This window comes from Synechococcus sp. 8F6 (genome assembly GCF_002252665.1).
GTDB lineage: Bacteria > Cyanobacteriota > Cyanobacteriia > PCC-6307 > Cyanobiaceae > Cyanobium_A.
Map to the genome: position 1 here is coordinate 1 of NZ_NQKZ01000011.1, position 19,517 is coordinate 19,517.

The following is a 19,517-nucleotide window of genomic DNA, read 5'->3' on the forward strand; positions in this document are numbered from 1 at the left end:
GGCGGTGGGGAACAGGAGCAGACCCGACCAACCCACAAATACGAAGCGGTCGCGCTTGAGCCAGTCATCGAGGATGTCGAACCATCCCCGCTGCGGCATGCGCCCTACAGCGATCGTCATGGTGATGAAACGGAGCGGAAAACCCGCGGAAGCTGAGGGATTACCGGGCAATGGTAACAATGTTGAAGGGGATCGCGAGGCCGTTTGATACGGGCTGACATGGGCCGCTCTGGCTGGGATTTCGGGATCCGTGCCGGCGTTGCATCCAGGCGCTGCGACCGGTCAGGATGACAGCCATTGTTTGTGCGTTCCCATGGTCTCCTCCCCCGCGATCGAGTTGCTCGAGCTGCCGGTGCTGGGGTCGCGGCGGCTCTCCAACGTGTTGGTGGCCGTGGTGGTGACCACCGGCGGCCTCGGCTTCCTGCTCACCAGTGCGTCCAGCTATCTGGGCACCGACCTGCTGCCGATCGGCCACCCGGCTGAGCTGGCCTGGTTGCCCCAGGGGCTGGTGATGGGGCTGTATGGCCTGGCGGCCATGGCCCTATGCGCCTATCTCTGGGCCGTGATCGGCATCGATGTGGGAGCCGGCAGCAACCGCTTTGACCGGCAGGCCGGCACGGCCACGATCAGCCGTCGCGGCTTCCGCCAGATGATCACAGTGGACATCCCCCTGCGTGATATCCAGGCGGTGAAGGTGGAGGTGCGCGATGGTCTCAATCCCCGCCGCCGCCTGGCGCTGAAGGTGCAGGGACGCCGCGACATGCCCCTCACCCGGGTCGGCGAGCCGATGCCCCTGGCCGACCTGGAGCTCTCCGGCGCCCAGTTGGCCCGCTTTCTGGGTGTTCCCCTGGAGGGCGTCTGATGGCTCGGATCTGGTTGAGCCGCCTGGTGCTGGGCGGGCTGTTGCTGCTGGCGCCGTTCACTCTGGTGGCTTGCGCCGCCGATAGCAGCAGCCGTCAGCTGGGTTGCAGTGCTGCGAGTACCCCCTGCCTGAGTGGTTCGGCCACCGTGGCCCTGCAAACCAGCAAGGGCGAGGTGCAGCTCCAGCTCGAGGGCGCCGCGGCGCCGCTGACCGCCGGCAATTTTGTCGATCTCGTCAAACGGGGCGTGTACAACGGCACGGTGTTCCACCGGGTGGTGCGCGAGCCGGTGCCGTTTGTGGTGCAGGGAGGGGATCCCGGCAGTGCTGATCCGAAGGTGCCAGCCAGCCAGTACGGCCTGGGCAGCTATGTGGATCCCGTCAGCGGTGAAGCCCGCCTGATCCCTTTGGAGATCAAGCGCAGCGATGAGCCCGAGCCCCGTTACGGCGAACCGGTGACGGCGCCGGGGGTGACCCGGCAACTAGCCCTGGCCCACCAGCGCGGGGCGGTGGCCATGGCCCGCTCCGCCGATCCCAATTCCGCCAGTGCTCAGTTCTATGTGGCTCTGCAGGCTCTGCCTGAGCTCGATGGCCGCTATGCCGTGTTTGGCCGGGTGAGCAAGGGGATGGAGGTGATCGACCAGATCCGCCAGGGGGACAAGATCGTCAAGGCCACGGTGGTGGAAGGCGGCACCCTGGTGCAGGGCAAGCCCTAGGCCGGCACCCGTTTGTTGGAGGCCGTCACCTTCAGGAAGGCGGTGTTGACCCCGGAGGCCCGCTCCAGGGCCACCTTGCCGGTGCGGGCGATCTCGAGGATCCCGTAGCTCTCCATCACCTGTTCGAGGGCCACCAGCTTGCCCGGATCTCCCACCACCTCCAGGGTCAGGGCGTCATCGGCCACGTCCACGACATTGGCTCGGAACACCTGCACCAAATCGAGGATGGCGCTGCGGGTTTCGGCCGGGGCCGACACCTTGAGCAGCATCAGTTCGCGCTCCACGGCGGGAATGCGCGAGAGGTCGATCACCCCGAGCACGTTGACCAGCTTGTCGAGCTGCTTGGTCATCTGCTCGAGGGTGTGGTCGTCGCCCTCCACCACCATCGTCAGCCGGGAGATGCCGGCCTGCTCGGCCGGCCCCACCGCCAGGCTCTCGATGTTGAAGCTCCGGCGGGCGAACAGGCCGGAAATTCGGCTCAGGGCCCCGGATTCGTCTTCCACCAACACCGAGAGGGTGTGTTTCATCGCCTGAGGAACCCGCTGCGGTGGCTTTGCCCCAAATTACCGCCCGGGGCTGGGAATGGGGCCGGTCGCCGGCAGCTGCTCCAGCCAGGCGAGCAGGGCGCCGTTGAAGGCCTCGGCCTGTTCGTCGTGGGGGCAGTGGCCACTGCCATCCAGCAACACCAGGGGCAGATCCGGACGCAACCGTTGCACCTGCTGGGCCACCTGCACCGGCACCAGCCGATCGCGCTGGCCCCAGATCAGCAGCAGCGGCTGCTGGAGCCGTTGCAGCAGAGCTGGCGCGGTGGCGGCATGGGGGCGTAGCGCCATGGCGATGCTCATGGCCCTGAGGGCGCGAACGGCGCCGGGGCGCCTGGCCGGCCTGGCGATCACCCGGTGCAGGTCGCGGTCGCCGATCACGGGCGTGTTGTAGGCCGACTGGATGCCCAGGTCCAGCAGGGGCGAGTGGGCCAGCAGCGGCACCAGCAGCTCCAGCGGCAGCAACCGGCAGAGCAGGGTCACCAGCCAGCGCTGCAGCCGCCGCCACCACGGTGGCCGGCGGGGGGGTCTACCCCGGCTGGTCAGCATCAAGGTGGGGTCCGGCAGGGGGGCGGCCACCACGGCCCGCACCCAGCGGGGGAACAACACGGCGCAGCTGAGGGTCACCAGGCCCCCGAGGGAGTGGCCCACCAGCACCGCCGGCCCCTGCACCACCTGCTCGAGGAAGGCCTGCAGCTGCCGGGCCCAGAGGCGGTTGTCGAGGCGCAGGGCCGGCTGACTGGAAGCCCCGAAGCCGATCAGATCCAGCCCGTAAACGCGCCAGCCCGCGGCGGCGAGCACCGCCGCGTTGCGACGCCAGTGGCCGCTGCCGGCGGCAAAACCATGCACCAGCACCAGGGCCGGCGCCGCTGCATCCCCCAGCGCCCGCCAGTGGCAGCGCTGCCCGCGCCAGAGCCACTCGGCATGGACGCCCCAATCGGTGTCGTTGCCAGCGGCCCCATCGGCCGGAGCTGGGGGTGCAGGCTGGATTGTGACCGCCACCTCGGGATCTCCTGACAGCACACACCGACGATCACTATTGCGAAGGGCGGGCCCGGCTGGAGCCCGGCAGCGGCTTTTTCCGGCCGGAGTCGCGCCCCTCCCGCGATCTGGGGGTGCTGCTGGCGGCCTCCCTGGCGGCCCGCGGCCCGCTGCGGGTGCTCGATGCCATGGCTGGCTGTGGCATCCGCGCCCTGCGTTATGGGCTGGAGGGGGGAGCCGAGGCGGTGTGGGCCAACGACGCTGATCCCGATCGGCTGCCCCTGCTGGAGCGCAATCTCGCGGGCCTGAAGGGTTTGCGCTGCAGCGCCCGCACGGCCCAGCACCTGCTGGCGGAGTGCCTGCAACGCCAGGAGCGCTTCGAGCTGGTGGATCTCGATGGCTTCGGCTGCCCCACGGCCCTGCTGCCGCTGGCCCTGGAGGCGGTGGCCTTCGACGGCGTGCTCTATCTGGCCAGCACCGACGGCCGCTCCCCCACCGGCCACGACCGGCCGGCCGCAATCCGGTTGCTGGGGGCAGCGGCCCGTGCCCATCCGGCCAGCTGGGAGCTGGCCCTGCGTCTGCAGCTCGGCACGGTGGCGCGGGCAGTCTGGGCGATGGGGCGTGGGGTGGAGCTCCTGTTCAGCTTCAGTGAGGGACGCACGTTTCGCACCGCGGTGCGGTTGCGGCGCCGAGCTGGATGCGGTGAGGAGCAGCAGCTCGGCCTGCTGGCCCACTGCCATGGTTGCGGCGCTCAGGAGGTGCAGCCGTTGCTGCGGCTGCGCCAGTGGCTGCCCTGTCTCTGCCCCGCAAGCCAGGCCCAGCCCAGGGTTGCCCAGCCCCTAGCGATCAGTGGGCCCCTCTGGATCGGCCCGCTGCAGGATCCGGCGCTGCTGGCAGCGATGGCCAGCCTCGGCGACACCCTGCCCGGCAGCCTCGGCGCTGCGGGTGCCCGCTTGCTGGGCCAGCTGGCGGCCGATCCAGGGGTACCGCCCGTCTGCTGGCCAACCGCTGAGATCGCCCGCCGGCTCAGTTGCGGCCCGCCGCCCTTGGCGGCCCTGGTGGCCGCCTTGCAGGCCGAGGGCTGGGTGGCGCTGGCCAGCGGCGTGATGCCGGCTCAGCTGCGCAGCGACGCGCCCTGGAGCGTGATCCTGCAGATTGCCCAGCGGTTGGCCGCCCCGGCCGCTGGCGCTGCTAAATAGGAGGGCCTTTCGCCCACCGGCCCATGGCCTCTGAAATCTTCGGCACCGCAGCCCTGTTCTGGGTGCTGATTCCCGTGGGGCTCGCCGGTGGTGCCCTGTTGCTGAAATTGGCCGACAAAGACTGACGACTGCCTGTCGAAGCGGCCTCTGCTCCCGGCTCGACCCAGCCGACGCCTAGGCTCAGGCCCGCTTGAGCGTTGGCGATGCAGGTTCTGGTGGTTGGCGGGACGGGCACTCTGGGGCGTCAGGTCGCCCGCCGAGCCCTCGACGCCGGCCACCAGGTGCGCTGCATGGTGCGCTCGCCCCGCAAGGCGTCCTTCCTGCAGGAGTGGGGTTGTGAGCTCACCCGCGGCGACCTGCTGGAGCCCGAGAGCCTGGCCTATGCCCTCGAAGGGCAGGACGCGGTGATCGACGCGGCCACCGCCCGGGCGACCGATTCCGGTAGCTCTTACGACATCGACTGGAGAGGTAAACAGAACCTGTTTGCGGCCTGCCAGACCGCCGGTGTGAAGCGGGTCGTGTTTGTGTCGCTGCTGGATGCGCATCAACACCGTGATGTGCCCCTGATGGACATCAAGGCCTGCACAGAAGACTGGTTGATGGCCTCTGATTTCGACTACACGATCCTGCGTGGCGTGGCCTTCATGCAGGGCGTGATCAGCCAGTTCGCCATTCCCGTGCTGGAAAGCCAGACGGTGTGGGTGAGTGGTTCGCCCACCCCCATCGCCTACATGAACACCCAGGACATGGCCCGCTTTGCCGTGGCTGCCCTGGAGCATCCCCAGACCGTGCGTCAGGCCTTTCCGGTGGTGGGTCTGCGCGCCTGGACCACCAGCGAAATCACCCAGTTGTGTGAGCGCTTCACCGGTAAGGAGGCCCGCACGTTCCGCGTGCCACCGGCCCTGCTTGGCCTGATGCGGTCGGTGACCGGCTTCTTCGAAGCCAGTTTGAATGTGGCCGAGCGGCTGGCCTTTGAGGCGGTTACCGGCGGCGGTACGGCCCTCGACGCACCGATGCAGGCCAGCTACGAGGCGTTTGGTCTCGACCCAGCCGAAACCACAGGCCTGGAGGCCTATCTCAAGGAGTACTACGACACGATTCTCCGGCGCCTGCGGGAGATGGAATCGGATCTCGACAAGGAAGCCAAGAAGAAGCTGCCCTTCTGAAGCTCGGGCGCCAGTGCGCCTGTACTATTGGGCTGTCGCTCGGATGCGTGCATGTCGGTTGCCCAGATCAAAAACCTGCAGCGCCGTCTGGCGAACCTTGAAGCCGAGGCGATTGAAGAGCTCAACCGAGCCTGCGGCCACGAGCTCTGGCAGGCCCTGGGTTTCGATGCCTTCGACACCCTCGAGGATGGCGACCGTCGTGCTCGGGCGAATTACTACTACGGTCAGTTGCAGACCGTGCGCGAACTCAAGGATGTGGTCGGCTAAGCCGCCCTATCCGCCTCCCCCGGCTCGGCCGGATTTCCCGCCCCCCGCCCGGCCGCCCCGTCCGGGTGAGCTCCAGCCCACGCCTGCTCGGCGCTGCAGCAGATGCTCCAGGCGGGCCGCTTCCATTGCCGTCACCTCGCGCCATTCACCCGGGGCCAGGCCCGCAAGGTCGAGCGGGGCGTCCCCATCCATCAGGTCGATGGCCACCCGCAGCAGCCGCAGGGTGGGCAGGCCCACGGCGGCGGTCATGCGTCGCACCTGGCGATTGCGACCCTCCCGCAGCTCCAGCTCGATCCAGCTGGTGGGAATGGCGGCGCGCTGACGGATCGGGGGGGTGCGCTCGGGCAGGGCTGGATCGGCGATCACCTGGGCGCGTGCCGGCATGGTGCGTTGGCCCTGGATCAGCACGCCGCTGCGCAACTGCTCCATCGCTTGGGGCTGGTTGGCTGCCTGCCCTTCCACTTGGGCCCAGTAGCGGCGCCAATGGCCGCAGCTGGGATCGGTGAGGCGCTGCTGCAGCCGGCCGTTGCTGGAGAGCAGCAGCAGCCCCTCGCTGTCGGCATCAAGTCGGCCGGCGGCGTACACCCCAGGCACCTTGATGAAGGTCGCCAGGCACTCCCAGTGGCTGCCCGGTTCGGGAGTGAACTGGCTCAGCACCCCGTAGGGCTTGTGGAAGAGAAGGGTGGTCAGGGGAGGCTGATGAGGAGCCTGGCCTCAACTGGCCTGGCGGGCTTTCCAGAGGTTCACCACGCCGATGGAGATCAGCAGCAGCCCCAGATCTATTGACAGAGGCGGCAGAAGCATGGCGATGCCGGAGCGGCACAAGTACCAGAGACCCTATCGCCTGTCGGGCGGCAATTAAGCTGTTGGCAGCGATTGATTCCCAAGACAGCCTCCCCGCATGATCGAGACCTCCGGTGTGATTGAAAAGGAACAGGGCAACGGGTTTTACCTGGTGACCCTGGAGCAGCCGGCTGGTCACCAATGCCTCTGCCGGGCGGCGGGCAAGCTCACCAAGTTCCGGATCAAGCTGCTGGCAGGCGACAAGGTGCTGGTGGAGATCAGCCCCTACGACCTCACCCGCGGGCGCATCACCTACCGGGAGCGCAATGCGGCCGCTGGTCCCCGTCCCGGCGGCAACCGTCCCGGCGGTCCGCGTCGCCGCTGATCAGGCCGGCACTCCGATCAGGGCTTCGATGGCGGCCTTGAACTCGCTGCGTTGCTTCACGCCCCGGAAGGTCTGCTTGAGCTCCTTGTTGTGGAACAGCTGCACCGTGGGCGTACCGGTGACCCCGGCCTGCACAGCGATCTCCTGATCGGCTTCGATGTTGATCTCCACGCCCTGGGCCGCACCGCCGAGCTCATCGAGCACGCGCTTGAGTTGGGGCTTGAGCACGTGGCAGGGTCCGCAGCTCGGTGAGGTGTACACCACCAGCAGGGGCCTGGTGCTGTCGTGATACAGCTTGCGCAGCGCAAATCCACCTTTCTGCCAGAGAGCCTGGGGGTCGTAGTTGCTCTCATCGCTTTCGGCGGTGCGCTTGGGTTCGCCCACCTCGGCGGGGTCCACCGGCTCGTGGCTGACGGTGACTGCCAGGTTGTGGTGGGTCAGCCAGCGCTCGGCGGCGAGGGCTGCCTGGCAGCCGCTGCCCGCCGCGGTGATGCCCTGACGCCACTCGGCATCGGCCACGTCACCGGCGGCGTAGACGCCTTCGCGGCTGGTTTCGGGTCGGCCGGGCTGGGTTACCAGGTAGCCATGGCCATCCACCTCGAGTTGGCCCTTCACCAGACGGGTGTTGGGGGTGTGGCCGATGGCATAGAAGAGGCCTTTGATGGCCAGCTCCTCGGTGGCGTCGCTGTGGGCATCCCGCAGGGTGATGGCCTCCAGCCAGTCCCCGCCGCTGGCATCAGCCAGCTGACGGTTCCAGTGCACGGTGATGGCTGGGTTGGCCAGCACGCGGTCGGCCATGGCACCGCTGGCCCGCAGCTTGTCGCCGCGCACGATCAGGTGCACATGGCTGCCGTATTTGGTGAGATAAACCGCCTCTTCACAGGCCGAGTCGCCACCGCCGACGACGGCCAGTTCGGCCTGTCGGAACTGGGGGGTGGCGCCATCGCAGATGGCGCAAGCGCTGATGCCCCGGCTCCAGAACTGTTCCTCACTGGGGAGACCCAGCCGGTTGGCGCTGGCGCCCGTGGCCAGAATCACAGCCTGGGCTTCGATCGTCTGGCCTTCCGCGGTGATGCGGTAGGGCCGCTGGGCGAGGTCGATGGCGGTGGCATCAGCCTCCACCAGGCGGGTGCCCCAGCGCACGGCCTGGGCCTTCATCTGGTCCATCAGCTCCGGGCCGAGGATGCCGTCGGGAAAGCCGGGAAAGTTTTCAACGTGGGTGGTGGTCATCAGTTGACCGCCGGGAATGCCGCCGTCCTGGAAGCCGGTGATCAGCAGGGGGCTGAGGTTGGCCCGCGCCGCGTAGATCGCGGCCGTGTAGCCGGCGGGGCCCGAGCCCACGATCACCAGATTTTCGACAGCCAGCCCCGGAGCGGTCATGACGTAATCGGATCGACTATGAGTTGAGCCTAAGGGATGGGCTGCTCGGGCGTGTTGGCCCGGGGCGTGCAGCAGCAAAGGCCAAGGCTGCAATCTTCGAAATTTTTTTGAGTTAACTCAAATTTCCAGGAGTCCGTCGCTTTCCGGGCAAATGCCCTGGCCCAGGTCGTTGGGCACCATCAACACGCTGGCGGCCAGGAGTTCGGGATGCTCCTCCAGGCAGAGCAGCCACTCACGGAATTCTTCTGTGACCGCAAAGCTTTCTTCGTAGTGCTCGAGGCAGTCGAGGGTGGCTCGACGGGCCAAAGCCCAGCTGACGGCAACGGTGAGACGGCGATTCACTGCGGCGTTCATGCTCCGCTCTCCCCCTTGGTTGAAACCACGCTGCCGGGGCGTGCGCCCGGATGAGGTATTGGTTGACACAACGTCGCGTATTTGCAGTAAATGCTTGTATTTCTGCAGCACGGATAGCGCCATTTAGTGCAGAAAACCCGGCAGCTGCGGTCCGCCCATGCGGATCACTTCTCCCAGGTGCTCATCCACCGCTTCCAGGGGGAGCTGGCCGCCCCGGGCAAGGCCGCCGGCATCGCTCAGTGGGGCCACCAACTTGGCGCGGATCAGATAGGGCTCGCTGAGCGACCAGCTGCGGGCGTAGCGGATCAACAGCGGGTCGGCGGGGGCAAACACGAAGGAGGCATCCCGCGGCACCCCTTCCACTGCGGCTCGGTGGCCATCCATGCGCACGGCCCGGGTGATCGCCTGCACAAAGCGGCTGCGGGTGACCACGGTGGTCAAGTAGGCCACCACCCGCAGCCGCGGGGCATCGAAGCCTTCGGCGCACATGTCGATGCTCACCAGCCAATCGGCTTCCCCGGCCTGGAAGGCAGCCAGGCGCGCGGCGGCGTCCGGATCCTGGGAGTGCACCAGGTGGACCCGATCGCCCTCCTCCTCCAGGAGCCCTGTGATGCGGCGGGCGTGGGCGATGTCGCGGGCGATCACCAGCCCTCCCGCCTCGGGATGACTGGTGCGCACCCGCTCCAGCCGCTTGCGGGCATTGAGCAGCAGCCGCAGGGCAATGCTGCTGCTGTCGCCCAGTTGGATCGCCCGGCGCAGATTGCGGGCCCGCCAGCTCTCGCGCACTTCGGCGGAGAGGGGCGAGGTTTCGGTATCGGCGCTGGCCTGGGGCCGGCCGTGCTCCACCCAGCCGTCCTGAAAGCGGAATTCCAGCGGCCGCACGTCTCCGGCCAGGATCAAGTGGCGCGGTTCGACGCTCAGGTCGGGGACGATCCGCTCGATCACGTCATCACCCTCCTGCACCCGCACCCGGCGGGCGGCGCAGAAGGCCAGGTTGTCGGCCCGGAAGGGGGTGCCGGTGAGCCCCAGTCGCAGCTGGGCTCCGGCGGTGAGCTGGCTGAAGGCGAATCCCCAGGCGGCGGCTTCCGGTTCGTCCGGATCGAGGCCCAGGTGGTGCACCTCATCGGCAATGGCCAGCCAGCGGCCGAGCCCGGCCTCGGGCAACCTGGCTTCGAGATGGCTGCGGTGCCGGCCGGCGCTCTGGTAACTCAACAGCAGTCCATCCCAGGCGCTGGGGGCCCCCAGGGCGGCCAGCCCCTGCTCGGGGTCCCACTCCCGCAAACGCAGGTTCAAGCGTTCTGCGGCCGCCAGCCACTGGCGGGCGATCGAGCTGCGGTGGCAGAACACCAGAAAGCGATCGAGCCGTTGCTCCCGCTGCAGGGTGTGGAAGCTGAGCAGGGCGCCCAGCGTCTTGCCGGCTCCCGGGCCGGCGTGAATCAGCACGTCGTGACCGCCCGGCTGGCTATTGACCAGGCGGGCTCGCAGCAACTGGATCAGGCGGCTCTGCCACTGCCTGGGCCGGATCCCAGGAGTTGCCGGCGCCTTGATGCCCAGATCAAACGAGGGGAAGGCCATCGCGCCATTGTGGCCAGGGTGGCCGGGCCGTCAGCAGGCTTGCGGCAAATGAGTGATGTGGCCTATGGGTTTGGGCCCAGCCGTGCCTACGTTCGGGCCATTCACAAGGTCTGCGCTGCGCTCGCCATGGCCCATCCCTGCTCCGATCCCAATGGCTGGGCCTGGCCCCTCGCCCAGCAGCAACGCCATCTCAACCAGTGCTGGGCCCTGGAATGCGACATCGATCCGATGATCCTGCGGGCCCGCCACCTGCGTCACCAGGGCGCCCTGCCCCAGGCCAGTTGCGTGGAACAGGAGCTCTTGCCCCTGTTCTGACTCCCTGCCGGGTTGGCCGGGCAGCTGCTAGATGGGCAACTGCGATGGGCAACTGCGCACATTTTCCTTCAGTGTGTTGCCCCCAGTAGGGGCATTCCCCCCTAATAGAACGAGAGGGCCTCTGGGGATCCACTTGGCTGATGTCTTGATCCTGCGGGAGCGCAGTGCTGGGGAGTGCCGAGTGGCGGCTACCCCAGAAACGGTGCGGCGCCTGCGGGCCCGCGGCCTGAATGTTCGATTGGAACAGGGGGCGGGCCTGGCTGCCGGGTTTGCCGACGCCGACTACGCCGATGCCGGCGCCCAGCTGGTGGAGTCTGGGGCCGGCCTTGGCGGGGGAGTTGATGCGGTGCTCTGCGTTAACCCGCCAGCTGCCGAGGTGCTCGATCAGCTCAAGCCCGGCGCCTTGGTGGCCGGGCTGCTGGCTCCTTACGGAGCGGCGGCGATGGTGGAGCAGCTCCAGGCCCGCCGCGTTTCGGCTCTGGCCCTGGAGCTTTTGCCCCGAATCAGCCGGGCCCAGAGCATGGATGTGCTGTCGTCGCAGGCCAACATCGCCGGCTACAAGGCGGTGCTGCTGGCGGCGGCGGCCCTCGATCGCTACGTGCCGATGCTGATGACGGCCGCCGGCACGATCCAGCCAGCCCGGGCCCTGATCCTCGGTGCTGGGGTGGCCGGTCTGCAGGCCCTGGCCACGGCCCGGCGGTTGGGAGCGGTGGTGTACGTGAGCGACGTGCGGCCGGCGGCCAAGGAGCAGGTGGAATCGCTGGGTGGGCGTTTTCTGGCGCCGCCCGAGCAGGAGGAGCGCCCGGCCGAGTCGGGCGGCTATGCCAAGGCGGCCAGTGAGGCTTTCCTGGCGGCCCAGCGGCAGCAGCTGGCCGAGCAGCTGGCCCTGGCCGACATGGTGATCTGCACTGCCCAGGTGCCGGGCCGGCGGGCACCACGGCTGATCTCCGAGGAGATGCTGGCGGGCATGCGGCCCGGCTCGGTGGTGGTGGACCTGGCGGTGGCCCAGGGCGGCAACTGCGCCGGCACGGTGTGCGGCCAGACCGTGGAGCGCCATGGGGTGCTGCTGATTGGTGGCGACGGGTTGCCCAGCTCCGTGGCCAACCACGCCAGTGCCCTTTATGCGCGCAACCTGGCTGCCCTGGTGGAGCACTTGCTCGGTGAGGGCGGCTTCCAGCTCGACGAGCTGATCACCCAGGAGGACCCGATCGTGGCGGGTTGCCTGCTCACCCACGCCGGCGCTTGCCGTTTCCCCGACCTCGTTTCCGGAGCCAACTGATGAGTGCCCTGACCCAAGCCCTGTGGGTGCTGCTACTCGGCAGCCTGCTGGGCCTTGAATTGATCGGCAAGGTGCCGCCCACCCTGCACACGCCGCTGATGAGTGGCGCCAATGCCATCAGTGGCATCACGATGCTGGCGTCGCTCACCCTGATCGGCCAGGCCAACGGCCAGGTGCCCTTGTTGGTGTTGGGTTCCCTGTCGCTCGGCTTCGCCCTGTTCAACGTGGTGGGCGGCTTCCTAGTCACCGACCGCATGCTCGCGATGTTTTCTCGTAAAAAGACCCGCTCCGGGGGGGCACGCTGATGGCCGGACTGAATCTGTTGCCCGCCCTGATCGACCTGGTGGCGGTGTTGCTGCTGGCCCTGGGCATCAAGGGCCTCTCCAAGGTGAGCACGGCCCGCTCCGCCAATGGCCTGGCCGCCCTGGCCATGGGTCTGGCGGTGCTGGGCCTGCTGATTCAGCAGCCCCTCAGCCCCCAGGCCTGGCTCTGGATTGCCATTGGCACCACCGTGGGCGGGTTGCTGGGGCTGGTCACCGCCCGGCGGGTGCCGATGACAGCCATGCCCGAAACCGTGGCCTTGTTCAACGGCTGCGGCGGCATGGCGTCGCTGCTGGTGGCCCTCGGTGTGGCGCTCTACGGCTCGGGAGGCTCCCCGGGGTTGGTGGAGCAGATCTCGATCGTGATCTCCGTGTTTGTGGGCGCGATCACCTTCAGCGGCTCGATCGTGGCGATGGGCAAGCTGCAGGGCTGGATCGACACCCCCGGCTGGACCCAGAGCTCCCTGCGCCACGGCGTCAACATCGCCCTGGCGGTGGCCTGTCTGGTGGGGGCTTTGGCCCTGCCTGGGGCGATGGCCGGCTCTCCCCTCTGGCTGCTGGTGGTGGCCTCGAGCTTGCTGGGCATTGGCGTCACCCTGCCGATCGGCGGGGCCGACATGCCCGTGGTGATCTCCCTGCTCAACTCCTATTCCGGGGTGGCCGCTGCCGCTGCCGGCTTTGTGGTGGGCAGTCAGCTGCTGATCGTGGCCGGCGCCATGGTGGGCGCAGCGGGCCTGATCCTCACCCAGGTGATGTGCACCGCCATGAACCGCTCCCTGGTGAGCGTTCTGTTCGGCGGCGCCCTCGGGGGTTCTGCGAGCGTGGGCGGTGGCGGCGACGAGGCGGGCTACACCCGCATCACCAGCTGCAGCGCCGAGGAATGCGCCCTGGCGCTTGAGGCCGCTGAGCGGGTGGTGTTCGTGCCGGGCTACGGCCTGGCCGTGGCCCAGGCCCAGCACGCTCTACGGGAGCTCTCCAAGCTGCTGGAGGCCCATGGGGTGGAAGTGAGCTATGCGATTCACCCGGTGGCCGGCCGCATGCCGGGCCACATGAATGTGTTGCTGGCGGAGGCCGACGTGCCCTACGAGCAACTGCTCGAGATGGACACGATCAACCCCGAATTCCCCCGCACCGATGTGGTGATCGTGCTGGGCGCCAACGACGTGGTGAACCCCGACGCCAAGAGCGATTCCAGCAGTCCGCTGTACGGCATGCCCGTGCTCGAAGTGGATCAGGCCCGCCAGGTGTTTGTGGTCAAGCGCAGCCTGGGAGCGGGCTACGCCGGCATCAAGAACGCCCTGTTTGAGCTGCCCCAGACGGCCATGGTGTTTGGCGATGCCAAGGTGGTGCTGAATGGCCTGCTCAGCGAGCTGCGCAGCATGGGCGCGGGCAAGAAGGCGGCCGCCTGAAGCGGGTGACGCCGGTGCTGGTGCAGGGCCTGGGGCTGGCTCCATTCCAGCAACGCTGGCCCTGGATCGGCCCCGACCTGCAGACCCTGCGGGACACCCTCAAGCCGCCCCTGTTGCCGCCGGATCAGGGGGAACCCCTGGCCCTGGCGGTGGGGGATCAGGCCTCCCTGCTGGCCATGGTTGACCCGCCGCGGCCGGTTGCCCCTGGCCAGCGGGCGGAGCCGCGGGGCTTGGTGGTGTTGCTGCATGGGCTGGGGGGATCCAGTGAGCGGGAAGGCCTGCGGCGGATGGGTCTGAGTCTGCAGGCTGCAGGTTTTGGGGTGTGGCGGTTGAATCTGCGTGGGGCGGGCCCGGGCCGGCCCCTGGCGCCGGGCACCTATGCGGCCCGCTGCGATCGCGATCTCTTGCCGGTGCTGCTTCGAGCGCGCGAGCAGGCCGGAAGCCGGCCGCTGCTGGGGGTGGGGATTTCGCTGGGGGGCACGATGCTGCTGAACGCAGCCCTGGCCGCCCCGGGGGCGTTGGATGCACTGGTGTGCACCAGCAGTCCGCTGGATCTGGCCCGCTGCTCCCAGCAGATTGAGCAGCCCCGCAACCGCGTCTACCAGCGCTGGCTGCTGCGCCGGCTCTGTGCCCAGACCCTCGCCGATCCCTTCGGGGTGAGCGCCGCCGAGCGCTGGGCGCTGGAGGGTCCGGATCGCCCCCGCACGATCCGCGCCTTCGACGCCGCCATCACCGCCCCCCGTTGGGGCTACCGCTCAGTGGAGCACTACTACCAGGAGGCCTCGCCCCTGCCCCGGTTGCTGGGTGCCCATGGGGACGGCAGCAGCGACCCACCGGCCCTGCCGCCCACCCTGTTGCTGCATGCCCTCGACGATCCCTGGGTGCCGGTCAGCGGTGCCCAGGCCCTGGCGGCCCAGTCGCTACCCGGGGTGGAGGTGGAGTTCACGGCCCGTGGTGGCCACAACGGCTTCCATGGCGTCGGCGATGCCCCACTGAGCTGCTGGGGCGATCAGCTCACGGTGCGCTGGCTGAACCGGCTGCTGGTGCGCTGAAGGACATGCGATTGAGGATCCAGGCCTCAATCGGGGTGCCGCCCAGCACGTGCTCCCGCAGGATCCGCTCGATGCGTTCGGGGGTGACGCCGCCGTAGACGGTGCCCTCGGGCCAGATCAACAGGATCGGGCCCTCGGCGCAGATGCGCAGGCAGTCGGCCTTGGTGCGCAGCACGATCCCCTCGGCGCGTTGCGGATCCTCCAGCCCCAGCTCGCGCACCAGGCGCTTGAGGGTGTCCCAGCTGGCGGCCCCCACGGCTGGATCAGGGCAGCAGAGCGCTTTGCTGGGGGTGGCGCAGAGCAGCAGGTGGTGGGAGATCACGAAGTTTTCACCACTGGCGCTGGCTCAGGCGGGGAGTGCGGCGGTGGTGCGAGCGTTCAACCGGGCTGCAGCCTCACGCACCGCCTGACGGGACCAGGCGTCCACGGCCAGCACGTCGGACAGGGAGGGGTTGGCGGTGAGGTCGGCCTGGTGGCGATCACACACCACGTCGATCAGTTTCGGAATATCGAGGAAGTGGATCTGCTCCTCGAGGAAGAGGGCCACGGCCTGCTCGTTGGCGGCGTTCATCACCGCCGGCATGGTGCCGCCGGCGCGGCCCGCCGCGTAGGCCAGCTGCATGCAGGGGTATTTGGCCGGGTCGGGGGCGCGGAAGGTGAGCGAGCCCACTTCGGTGAGATCGAGTCGGCGCCAGGGGGTGTTGAGCCGCTCGGGCCAGCTGAGGCAATAGAGGATCGGCAGCTTCATGTCGGGCCAGCCGAGCTGGGCCAGCACCGAGGAATCGGTCAGCTCCACCATCGAGTGGATGATCGATTGCGGGTGGATGACGATCTCAATGGCGTCGTAATCCAGGCCGAACAGGTAGTGGGCTTCGATCACTTCGAGGCCCTTGTTCATCAACGACGCGCTGTCGACGGTGATCTTGCGGCCCATGCTCCAGTTGGGGTGGCTGGTGGCATCGGCCACGGTGGCCTTGACCAGATCAGCCGCATCCCAGTCGCGGAAGGCGCCGCCGCTGGCGGTGAGCTGGATGCGGCGCAGGCCCGGGGTGGGCACGCCGGTGGAGAGTCGCGCGGTTTCGGCGTAGGGGGTGCCCTGCAGGCACTGGAAGATGGCGGAGTGCTCCGAATCGGCCGGCAGCAGCCGCGAGCCTGATTTCGCCAGCTCCGGCAACACCACCGGGCCGGCGGCGATCAGGGTTTCCTTGTTGGCCAGGGCCAGGTCTTTGCCGGCGCGGATCGCCGCCAGGGTGGGCAGCAGGCCGGCGCAGCCCACAATTCCCGTCACCACCAGATCGGCCGTGGGCCAGGCGGCTGCTGCGCAGAGGCCGTCGGAGCCGCCCAGCAGTTCAGGCAGCTGGGCCGGCCGGGCGGCGGGCTCGAGGGCGTTGAGCCGCTCGCGCAGCTCGGCCACGCGTTCGGGATCGGCCAGCGCCACCGCCTCGGGGGCGTGGCGGCGGATTTGCTCCACCAGCAGATCGAGGTTGTTGCCGGCGGTGAGGGCCACCACCCGGAAACGATCGGGAAACTCCTCGGCCAGCTCCAGGGTTTGGGTGCCGATCGAACCAGTGGAGCCCAGCACGCTGATGGCTTTCACGGCGGGTCCCCTTAAGGTTTCGGCGACTCAGTCTCCCATTGCCCCCTGCCGATGACCGAAGCGCCTTTGCAGGCTGCCCAGCCTTCGCGGCCCTACGTGCTGCTGTGCGGCTTGGCCATGGGTGCCGCCGATGTGGTGCCCGGCGTCAGCGGCGGCTCGATGGCCTTCATCCTGGGCATCTACGCCACCCTGCTGGAGGCCATCAGCGGTTTTGATCTCGAGCTGCTGAACCTGCTCGGCCAGGGCAGCTGGGCGGCGGCGGCGGCCCGCGTGCGACTCGGTTTTCTGCTGCCGCTGCTGGCCGGCGTGGCGGCCTCGGTGCTGCTGCTGGTGCGGCCGATCACCTGGCTCTATGAGGATCACCCGGTCTTTTTGTTTGCCTTTTTCTTCGGCCTGATCGTGGGGTCGATCGTGTTGATCGCCCGCCAGGCCCATTGGGGCGCCAGCGGGCTGGTGGCGATGGCGATTGGGGCGGCGGCGGCGCTGGTGTTCGTCACGCGGGTGCCGGTGACCATGCCCCACGACCCTTTCACTGTGTTTTGGAGCGGGGCTGTGGCGATCATGGCGATGATCCTGCCGGGGATTTCCGGCTCCTTCCTGCTGCTGATCCTGGGCCAATACCAGCACGTGATGGAGGCCGTCAAAGGACTCGACCTGCCGACCCTGCTGCCCTTCGCCCTGGGCTGCGTGGTGGGCCTGCTCAGTTTCGTGCGGCTGCTGCGTTGGTTGCTGCAGCGCTGGCACGGCCAGACAGTGGCCCTGCTGGTGGGTGTGATGGCCGGCTCGCTCTGGAAGATCTGGCCCTTCCGCACCGTTCTGGACAGCGCCACCAACGCCAAGGGCAAGCTGGTGGTGCTGCGCGATGCCCTGGCGGCTCCCCCCGATGCTGGGGCCCTGGTGGTGGCGCTTCTGCTGGGGGCACTCGGCGTGGCCCTGGTGGTGGGCCTGGAGTGGCTGCAGCAGCGCGTTGGCGTGGCCGAGATGGGTGGCTGAGCTCCTGGGGCAGGACCTGGCTGACGTGGAGCTGGTGTTTTGCGACTCCTGGCTGCTGGCGCTGGCCAAGCCGTCGGGCCTGCTGAGCCAGCCGGGGCTGGGGCCCGAGTTGGCTGATTCGCTGATCAGCCGCGCCCAGCGCCGCTGGCCCGAAGCCCGGCTGGTGCACCGCCTCGATCGCGACACCTCGGGCCTGATCCTGCTGGCCCGGGATGCCGACACCCACCGACTGCTGAGTGGCGCCTTTGCCGATCGGCGCGTGCACAAGACCTACCTGGCGCGGGTGCAGGGGGTGCCGGCGGCCTGTGGCGGCCTGATCGATCAGCCCCTGGCGCGCCTCGCCACCCGGCCGCCCCGCTATGGCGTGGTGCCGGTGGCGGCCGGCGGCAAACCGGCCCTCACCCGCTGGCGGCGGCTGGATCCTTGCCGGTCTGGCAGCACCCTGCTGCTGCAACCCCACACCGGCCGCTCCCACCAGCTGCGGGTGCACCTCGCCTGGCTGGGGCATCCGGTGCTTGGCGATCCGCTCTATGGAGATCCGGCCTCAGCACCACGCCTGCTGCTCCATGCCGCCGGCCTGCGGCTGCGCCATCCCGTTACGGGGGCGCCGCTGCGCTTGCGGTGTGCCGGACACTGGGGCAACTTCGGCAGCCCCCTGGATGGTCCGCCCCCGTTCAAGCCAGCCAGCCCCGAGCCCCTCAGCTCCAAACCCTGCTGCCGTTGAGCGGGGCCGCCCGCCCGAGAGCTGGGGCTCGGCCCTGAGCTTTGTGCTGGCGGCCGCCGGCAGTGCGGTGGGGTTGGGCAATCTCTGGGGCTTCGCCTACCGGGCCTCCCAGGGGGGCGGGGCGGCCTTCGTGCTGCTCTACGTGCTGATCGTGGCCCTGGTGTGTCTGCCGGTGCTGGTGGCCGAGATGGTGCTGGGCCGCAGCACAGGCCACTCCCCACTGCTGGCACCGATCACGGCTGGCGGTCGCCGCTGGGCGCCGCTGGGCTGGTTGTTTCTGGCGGCGGCCGTGGGGATCCTGGCTTACTACGCCGTGCTGATGGGCTGGACCGGCCTGAGCCTGGTGGAGGCGCTGCTGCGCGAGCTGCCGGCTGACATGGCCGCAGCGGAAGCCCATTTCGTCGGCATCAGCAACGGCGGCCCGGCGGTGCTGGGCCAGGTGCTGAGCATGGGCCTCACCGGCCTGGTGGTGGCGGCCGGGATTCGGCGCGGCATTGAGCGGCTCACCAGCTGGGGCGTGCCGCTTCTGTTTGTGTTGCTGCTGGCCCTGGCGATCTGGGTGAGCTTCCTGCCGGGCGCCCAGGAGGGCTACCAGGGCTTTTTGCTGCGCTGGGATCCCAGCAAGCTGATCGATCCCACCACGATCCGCAACGCGTTCACCCAGGCCTTCTTCTCGATTGGTGCTGGCATCGGCTGCATCCTGGCCTACGCGGCCTACCTCGATCAGCGCAGCGCCCTGCCGCGCGAGGCCGTGAGCGTGGTGGGGCTCGACACGGCCGTGGGCCTGATGGCGGGTTGCGTCACCTTCCCCGTGGTGGCCAGCTTTGGCCTGGGCGATGTGGTGAGTGGCAGCACGGTGGGCGCCCTGTTCATTGCCTTGCCCACCGGTCTGGCTTCGCTGGGGGGAGCCGGGCGGCTGGTGGCGGTGTTGTTTTTCGCCCTGGCCTACATCGCGGCGATCACCTCATCGGTGTCGCTGCTGGAGGTGCCGGTGAGTTCGCTGATCGACCGGCTGGGCTGGAGCCGACGCCGCACCACCTGGTTGTGCGTGCTGGCGATCACCCTGCTGGGCCTGCCCGCCGCCCTCAACGTGACGGTGCTGGAGCGCATGGACGCCCTGTTTGGTGGGGTGCTGCTGATTGCCGCGGGGTTGGCGATGGCGGTGCTGCTGGGTTGGGTGGCCCCCCAGCGCCTGCAGTCCGACCTGGCTGGCTGCGACAGCTCGCCGCGGCTGCAGCGGCTGCTGTTGTTTGGCTTGCGCTGGGTGTCGCCACTGGCGATCGCGGTGGGCTTGACCGTGTCGATCGCCGATCTGCTGCACAGCTGGACGGGCTAAAGCTGCCCCCGGCTCCATCGCTGCTTCGTAGGCTCCGTGGGCTGCCGAGGCTTGGGCCCGTGAACGCTTTTTTCCAGCGCTGGAATTTCATCGAGCGGGCCCGGCTAGAGCGCCAGCTGTGGGATGCCTTCGAGCGCAAGGAAGACCTGGAAGCGCTGGTGGAAACCTGCCCGCCCGGGTTTCAGAAGGAGGTGTGGATCGCCACCCTGCAGCGGATTCGCAAGATCGAGCGGCTGATGCAGGGCCAGGAGGCGCCGGCAGCCGGCAGGGGCGAGGACTGACGCC

24 protein-coding genes and 1 pseudogene are annotated in these 19,517 nt (G+C 68.8%); 16 read left to right on the forward strand and 9 right to left on the reverse strand.

Going from position 1 to position 19,517, the window contains the following annotated elements; all coding sequences use genetic code 11:
• Positions 1–120 (reverse strand): annotated as a pseudogene (locus tag CJZ78_RS09210) (photosystem II D2 protein (photosystem q(a) protein)); the annotation flags it as partial.
• A 193-nt stretch (positions 121–313) separates the two neighbouring features.
• Between CJZ78_RS09210 and CJZ78_RS09215 the strand changes: the two are divergent.
• Positions 314–862, forward strand: coding sequence for a photosystem I assembly protein Ycf4 (locus CJZ78_RS09215; RefSeq protein ID WP_094560930.1), 549 nt, complete (start codon positions 314–316; stop codon positions 860–862).
• Entirely contained in the window at positions 862–1,575 is a 714-nt protein-coding gene (locus CJZ78_RS09220) for a peptidylprolyl isomerase (protein ID WP_094560932.1), read from the forward strand. Before CJZ78_RS09215 ends, CJZ78_RS09220 begins: the two co-directional genes overlap by 1 nt.
• Here the strand turns inward: CJZ78_RS09220 and ilvN are convergent.
• Positions 1,572–2,102 (reverse strand): acetolactate synthase small subunit, encoded by a 531-nt coding sequence (gene ilvN / locus CJZ78_RS09225; RefSeq protein WP_094560934.1) that lies wholly within the window; start codon positions 2,100–2,102, stop codon positions 1,572–1,574. The genes CJZ78_RS09220 and ilvN overlap by 4 nt on opposite strands.
• 36 nt (positions 2,103–2,138) lie before the next feature.
• Positions 2,139–3,119 (reverse strand): alpha/beta fold hydrolase, encoded by a 981-nt coding sequence (locus CJZ78_RS09230; RefSeq protein ID WP_369802044.1) that lies wholly within the window; start codon positions 3,117–3,119, stop codon positions 2,139–2,141.
• Between the two features lie 113 nt (positions 3,120–3,232).
• On the opposite strand from CJZ78_RS09230, the gene CJZ78_RS09235 reads away from it, so the two are divergent.
• The 4 genes from CJZ78_RS09235 (at position 3,233) to CJZ78_RS09250 (ending at position 5,730) form a co-directional block, all read left to right on the forward strand.
• Positions 3,233–4,297: a N2,N2-dimethylguanosine tRNA methyltransferase gene (locus tag CJZ78_RS09235; protein WP_233128633.1), complete on the forward strand. Its 1,065-nt coding sequence runs from the start codon at positions 3,233–3,235 to the stop codon at positions 4,295–4,297.
• Positions 4,298–4,320: 23 nt separating this feature from the next.
• Complete coding sequence (petM, locus tag CJZ78_RS09240) at positions 4,321–4,422, forward strand: cytochrome b6-f complex subunit PetM (RefSeq protein ID WP_094560938.1); 102 nt, start codon at positions 4,321–4,323, stop codon at positions 4,420–4,422.
• A 78-nt stretch (positions 4,423–4,500) separates the two neighbouring features.
• The gene (locus CJZ78_RS09245) at positions 4,501–5,463 is read left to right on the forward strand and encodes an NAD(P)H-binding protein (RefSeq protein WP_094560940.1); all 963 of its coding nucleotides are present in this window, start codon (positions 4,501–4,503) and stop codon (positions 5,461–5,463) included.
• A gap of 51 nt (positions 5,464–5,514) precedes the next feature.
• Positions 5,515–5,730 carry a hypothetical protein gene (locus tag CJZ78_RS09250; RefSeq protein WP_094560942.1) on the forward strand — a complete coding sequence of 72 codons (216 nt, stop codon included), beginning with the start codon at positions 5,515–5,517 and terminating at the stop codon, positions 5,728–5,730.
• Positions 5,731–5,736: 6 nt separating this feature from the next.
• Here CJZ78_RS09250 and CJZ78_RS09255 read toward each other — a convergent pair whose 3' ends face one another.
• Positions 5,737–6,420 carry a pseudouridine synthase gene (locus CJZ78_RS09255; protein ID WP_094560944.1) on the reverse strand — a complete coding sequence of 228 codons (684 nt, stop codon included), beginning with the start codon at positions 6,418–6,420 and terminating at the stop codon, positions 5,737–5,739.
• Positions 6,421–6,631: 211 nt separating this feature from the next.
• Between CJZ78_RS09255 and infA the strand changes: the two genes are divergently transcribed.
• Positions 6,632–6,898, forward strand: a complete 267-nt coding sequence (gene infA / locus CJZ78_RS09260) for a translation initiation factor IF-1 (protein ID WP_094560946.1) — start codon at positions 6,632–6,634, stop codon at positions 6,896–6,898.
• On the opposite strand, the gene trxB is transcribed toward infA, so the two are convergent.
• The 3 genes from trxB to CJZ78_RS09275 form a co-directional block, all read right to left on the reverse strand.
• Complete coding sequence (gene trxB, locus CJZ78_RS09265; RefSeq protein ID WP_094560948.1) at positions 6,899–8,278, reverse strand: thioredoxin-disulfide reductase; 1,380 nt, start codon at positions 8,276–8,278, stop codon at positions 6,899–6,901.
• A 117-nt stretch (positions 8,279–8,395) separates the two neighbouring features.
• Positions 8,396–8,632: a hypothetical protein gene (locus tag CJZ78_RS09270; RefSeq protein WP_094560950.1), complete on the reverse strand. Its 237-nt coding sequence runs from the start codon at positions 8,630–8,632 to the stop codon at positions 8,396–8,398.
• 123 nt (positions 8,633–8,755) lie between these two features.
• Positions 8,756–10,207 carry a DEAD/DEAH box helicase gene (locus tag CJZ78_RS09275; RefSeq protein WP_094560952.1) on the reverse strand — a complete coding sequence of 484 codons (1,452 nt, stop codon included), beginning with the start codon at positions 10,205–10,207 and terminating at the stop codon, positions 8,756–8,758.
• A gap of 126 nt (positions 10,208–10,333) precedes the next feature.
• Here CJZ78_RS09275 and CJZ78_RS09280 point away from each other — a divergent pair, with 126 nt between their 5' ends.
• The 5 genes from CJZ78_RS09280 (at position 10,334) to CJZ78_RS09300 (ending at position 14,582) form a co-directional block, all read left to right on the forward strand.
• Entirely contained in the window at positions 10,334–10,522 is a 189-nt protein-coding gene (locus CJZ78_RS09280; protein WP_094561071.1) for a hypothetical protein, read from the forward strand.
• 133 nt (positions 10,523–10,655) lie between these two features.
• A complete protein-coding gene (locus CJZ78_RS09285; RefSeq protein ID WP_233128636.1) occupies positions 10,656–11,801 on the forward strand; it encodes an NAD(P) transhydrogenase subunit alpha in 1,146 nt (381 codons plus the stop codon).
• Positions 11,801–12,106: an NAD(P) transhydrogenase subunit alpha gene (locus tag CJZ78_RS09290; RefSeq protein ID WP_094560956.1), complete on the forward strand. Its 306-nt coding sequence runs from the start codon at positions 11,801–11,803 to the stop codon at positions 12,104–12,106. Before CJZ78_RS09285 ends, CJZ78_RS09290 begins: the two co-directional genes overlap by 1 nt.
• Complete coding sequence (locus CJZ78_RS09295; RefSeq protein WP_094560958.1) at positions 12,106–13,530, forward strand: NAD(P)(+) transhydrogenase (Re/Si-specific) subunit beta; 1,425 nt, start codon at positions 12,106–12,108, stop codon at positions 13,528–13,530. Before CJZ78_RS09290 ends, CJZ78_RS09295 begins: the two co-directional genes overlap by 1 nt.
• 5 nt (positions 13,531–13,535) lie before the next feature.
• A complete protein-coding gene (locus CJZ78_RS09300) occupies positions 13,536–14,582 on the forward strand; it encodes a YheT family hydrolase (RefSeq protein ID WP_094560960.1) in 1,047 nt (348 codons plus the stop codon).
• Here the strand turns inward: CJZ78_RS09300 and CJZ78_RS09305 are convergent.
• Together CJZ78_RS09305 and CJZ78_RS09310 are read right to left on the reverse strand one after the other, a co-directional pair.
• Positions 14,545–14,904, reverse strand: a complete 360-nt coding sequence (locus tag CJZ78_RS09305; RefSeq protein ID WP_094560962.1) for a ferredoxin — start codon at positions 14,902–14,904, stop codon at positions 14,545–14,547. The two genes, CJZ78_RS09300 and CJZ78_RS09305, sit on opposite strands and share 38 nt — an antisense overlap.
• A gap of 24 nt (positions 14,905–14,928) precedes the next feature.
• Positions 14,929–16,179: a 1-deoxy-D-xylulose-5-phosphate reductoisomerase gene (locus tag CJZ78_RS09310; RefSeq protein ID WP_094560964.1), complete on the reverse strand. Its 1,251-nt coding sequence runs from the start codon at positions 16,177–16,179 to the stop codon at positions 14,929–14,931.
• 51 nt (positions 16,180–16,230) lie between these two features.
• Between CJZ78_RS09310 and CJZ78_RS09315 the strand changes: the two genes are divergently transcribed.
• Genes CJZ78_RS09315 through CJZ78_RS09330 form a run of 4 tightly spaced genes read left to right on the forward strand, consistent with a single transcriptional unit; the run spans position 16,231 to position 19,513 of the window.
• A complete protein-coding gene (locus tag CJZ78_RS09315) occupies positions 16,231–17,172 on the forward strand; it encodes a DUF368 domain-containing protein (RefSeq protein ID WP_094560966.1) in 942 nt (313 codons plus the stop codon).
• Positions 17,165–17,896, forward strand: coding sequence for an RluA family pseudouridine synthase (locus tag CJZ78_RS09320; RefSeq protein WP_233128637.1), 732 nt, complete (start codon positions 17,165–17,167; stop codon positions 17,894–17,896). Before CJZ78_RS09315 ends, CJZ78_RS09320 begins: the two co-directional genes overlap by 8 nt.
• Positions 17,832–19,232 carry a sodium-dependent transporter gene (locus CJZ78_RS09325; RefSeq protein WP_094560970.1) on the forward strand — a complete coding sequence of 467 codons (1,401 nt, stop codon included), beginning with the start codon at positions 17,832–17,834 and terminating at the stop codon, positions 19,230–19,232. The genes CJZ78_RS09320 and CJZ78_RS09325 overlap by 65 nt, the downstream gene beginning before the upstream one ends.
• Positions 19,233–19,291: 59 nt before the next feature.
• Positions 19,292–19,513 carry a hypothetical protein gene (locus CJZ78_RS09330; protein WP_233128638.1) on the forward strand — a complete coding sequence of 74 codons (222 nt, stop codon included), beginning with the start codon at positions 19,292–19,294 and terminating at the stop codon, positions 19,511–19,513.
• Positions 19,514–19,517: the final 4 nt, after the last annotated feature.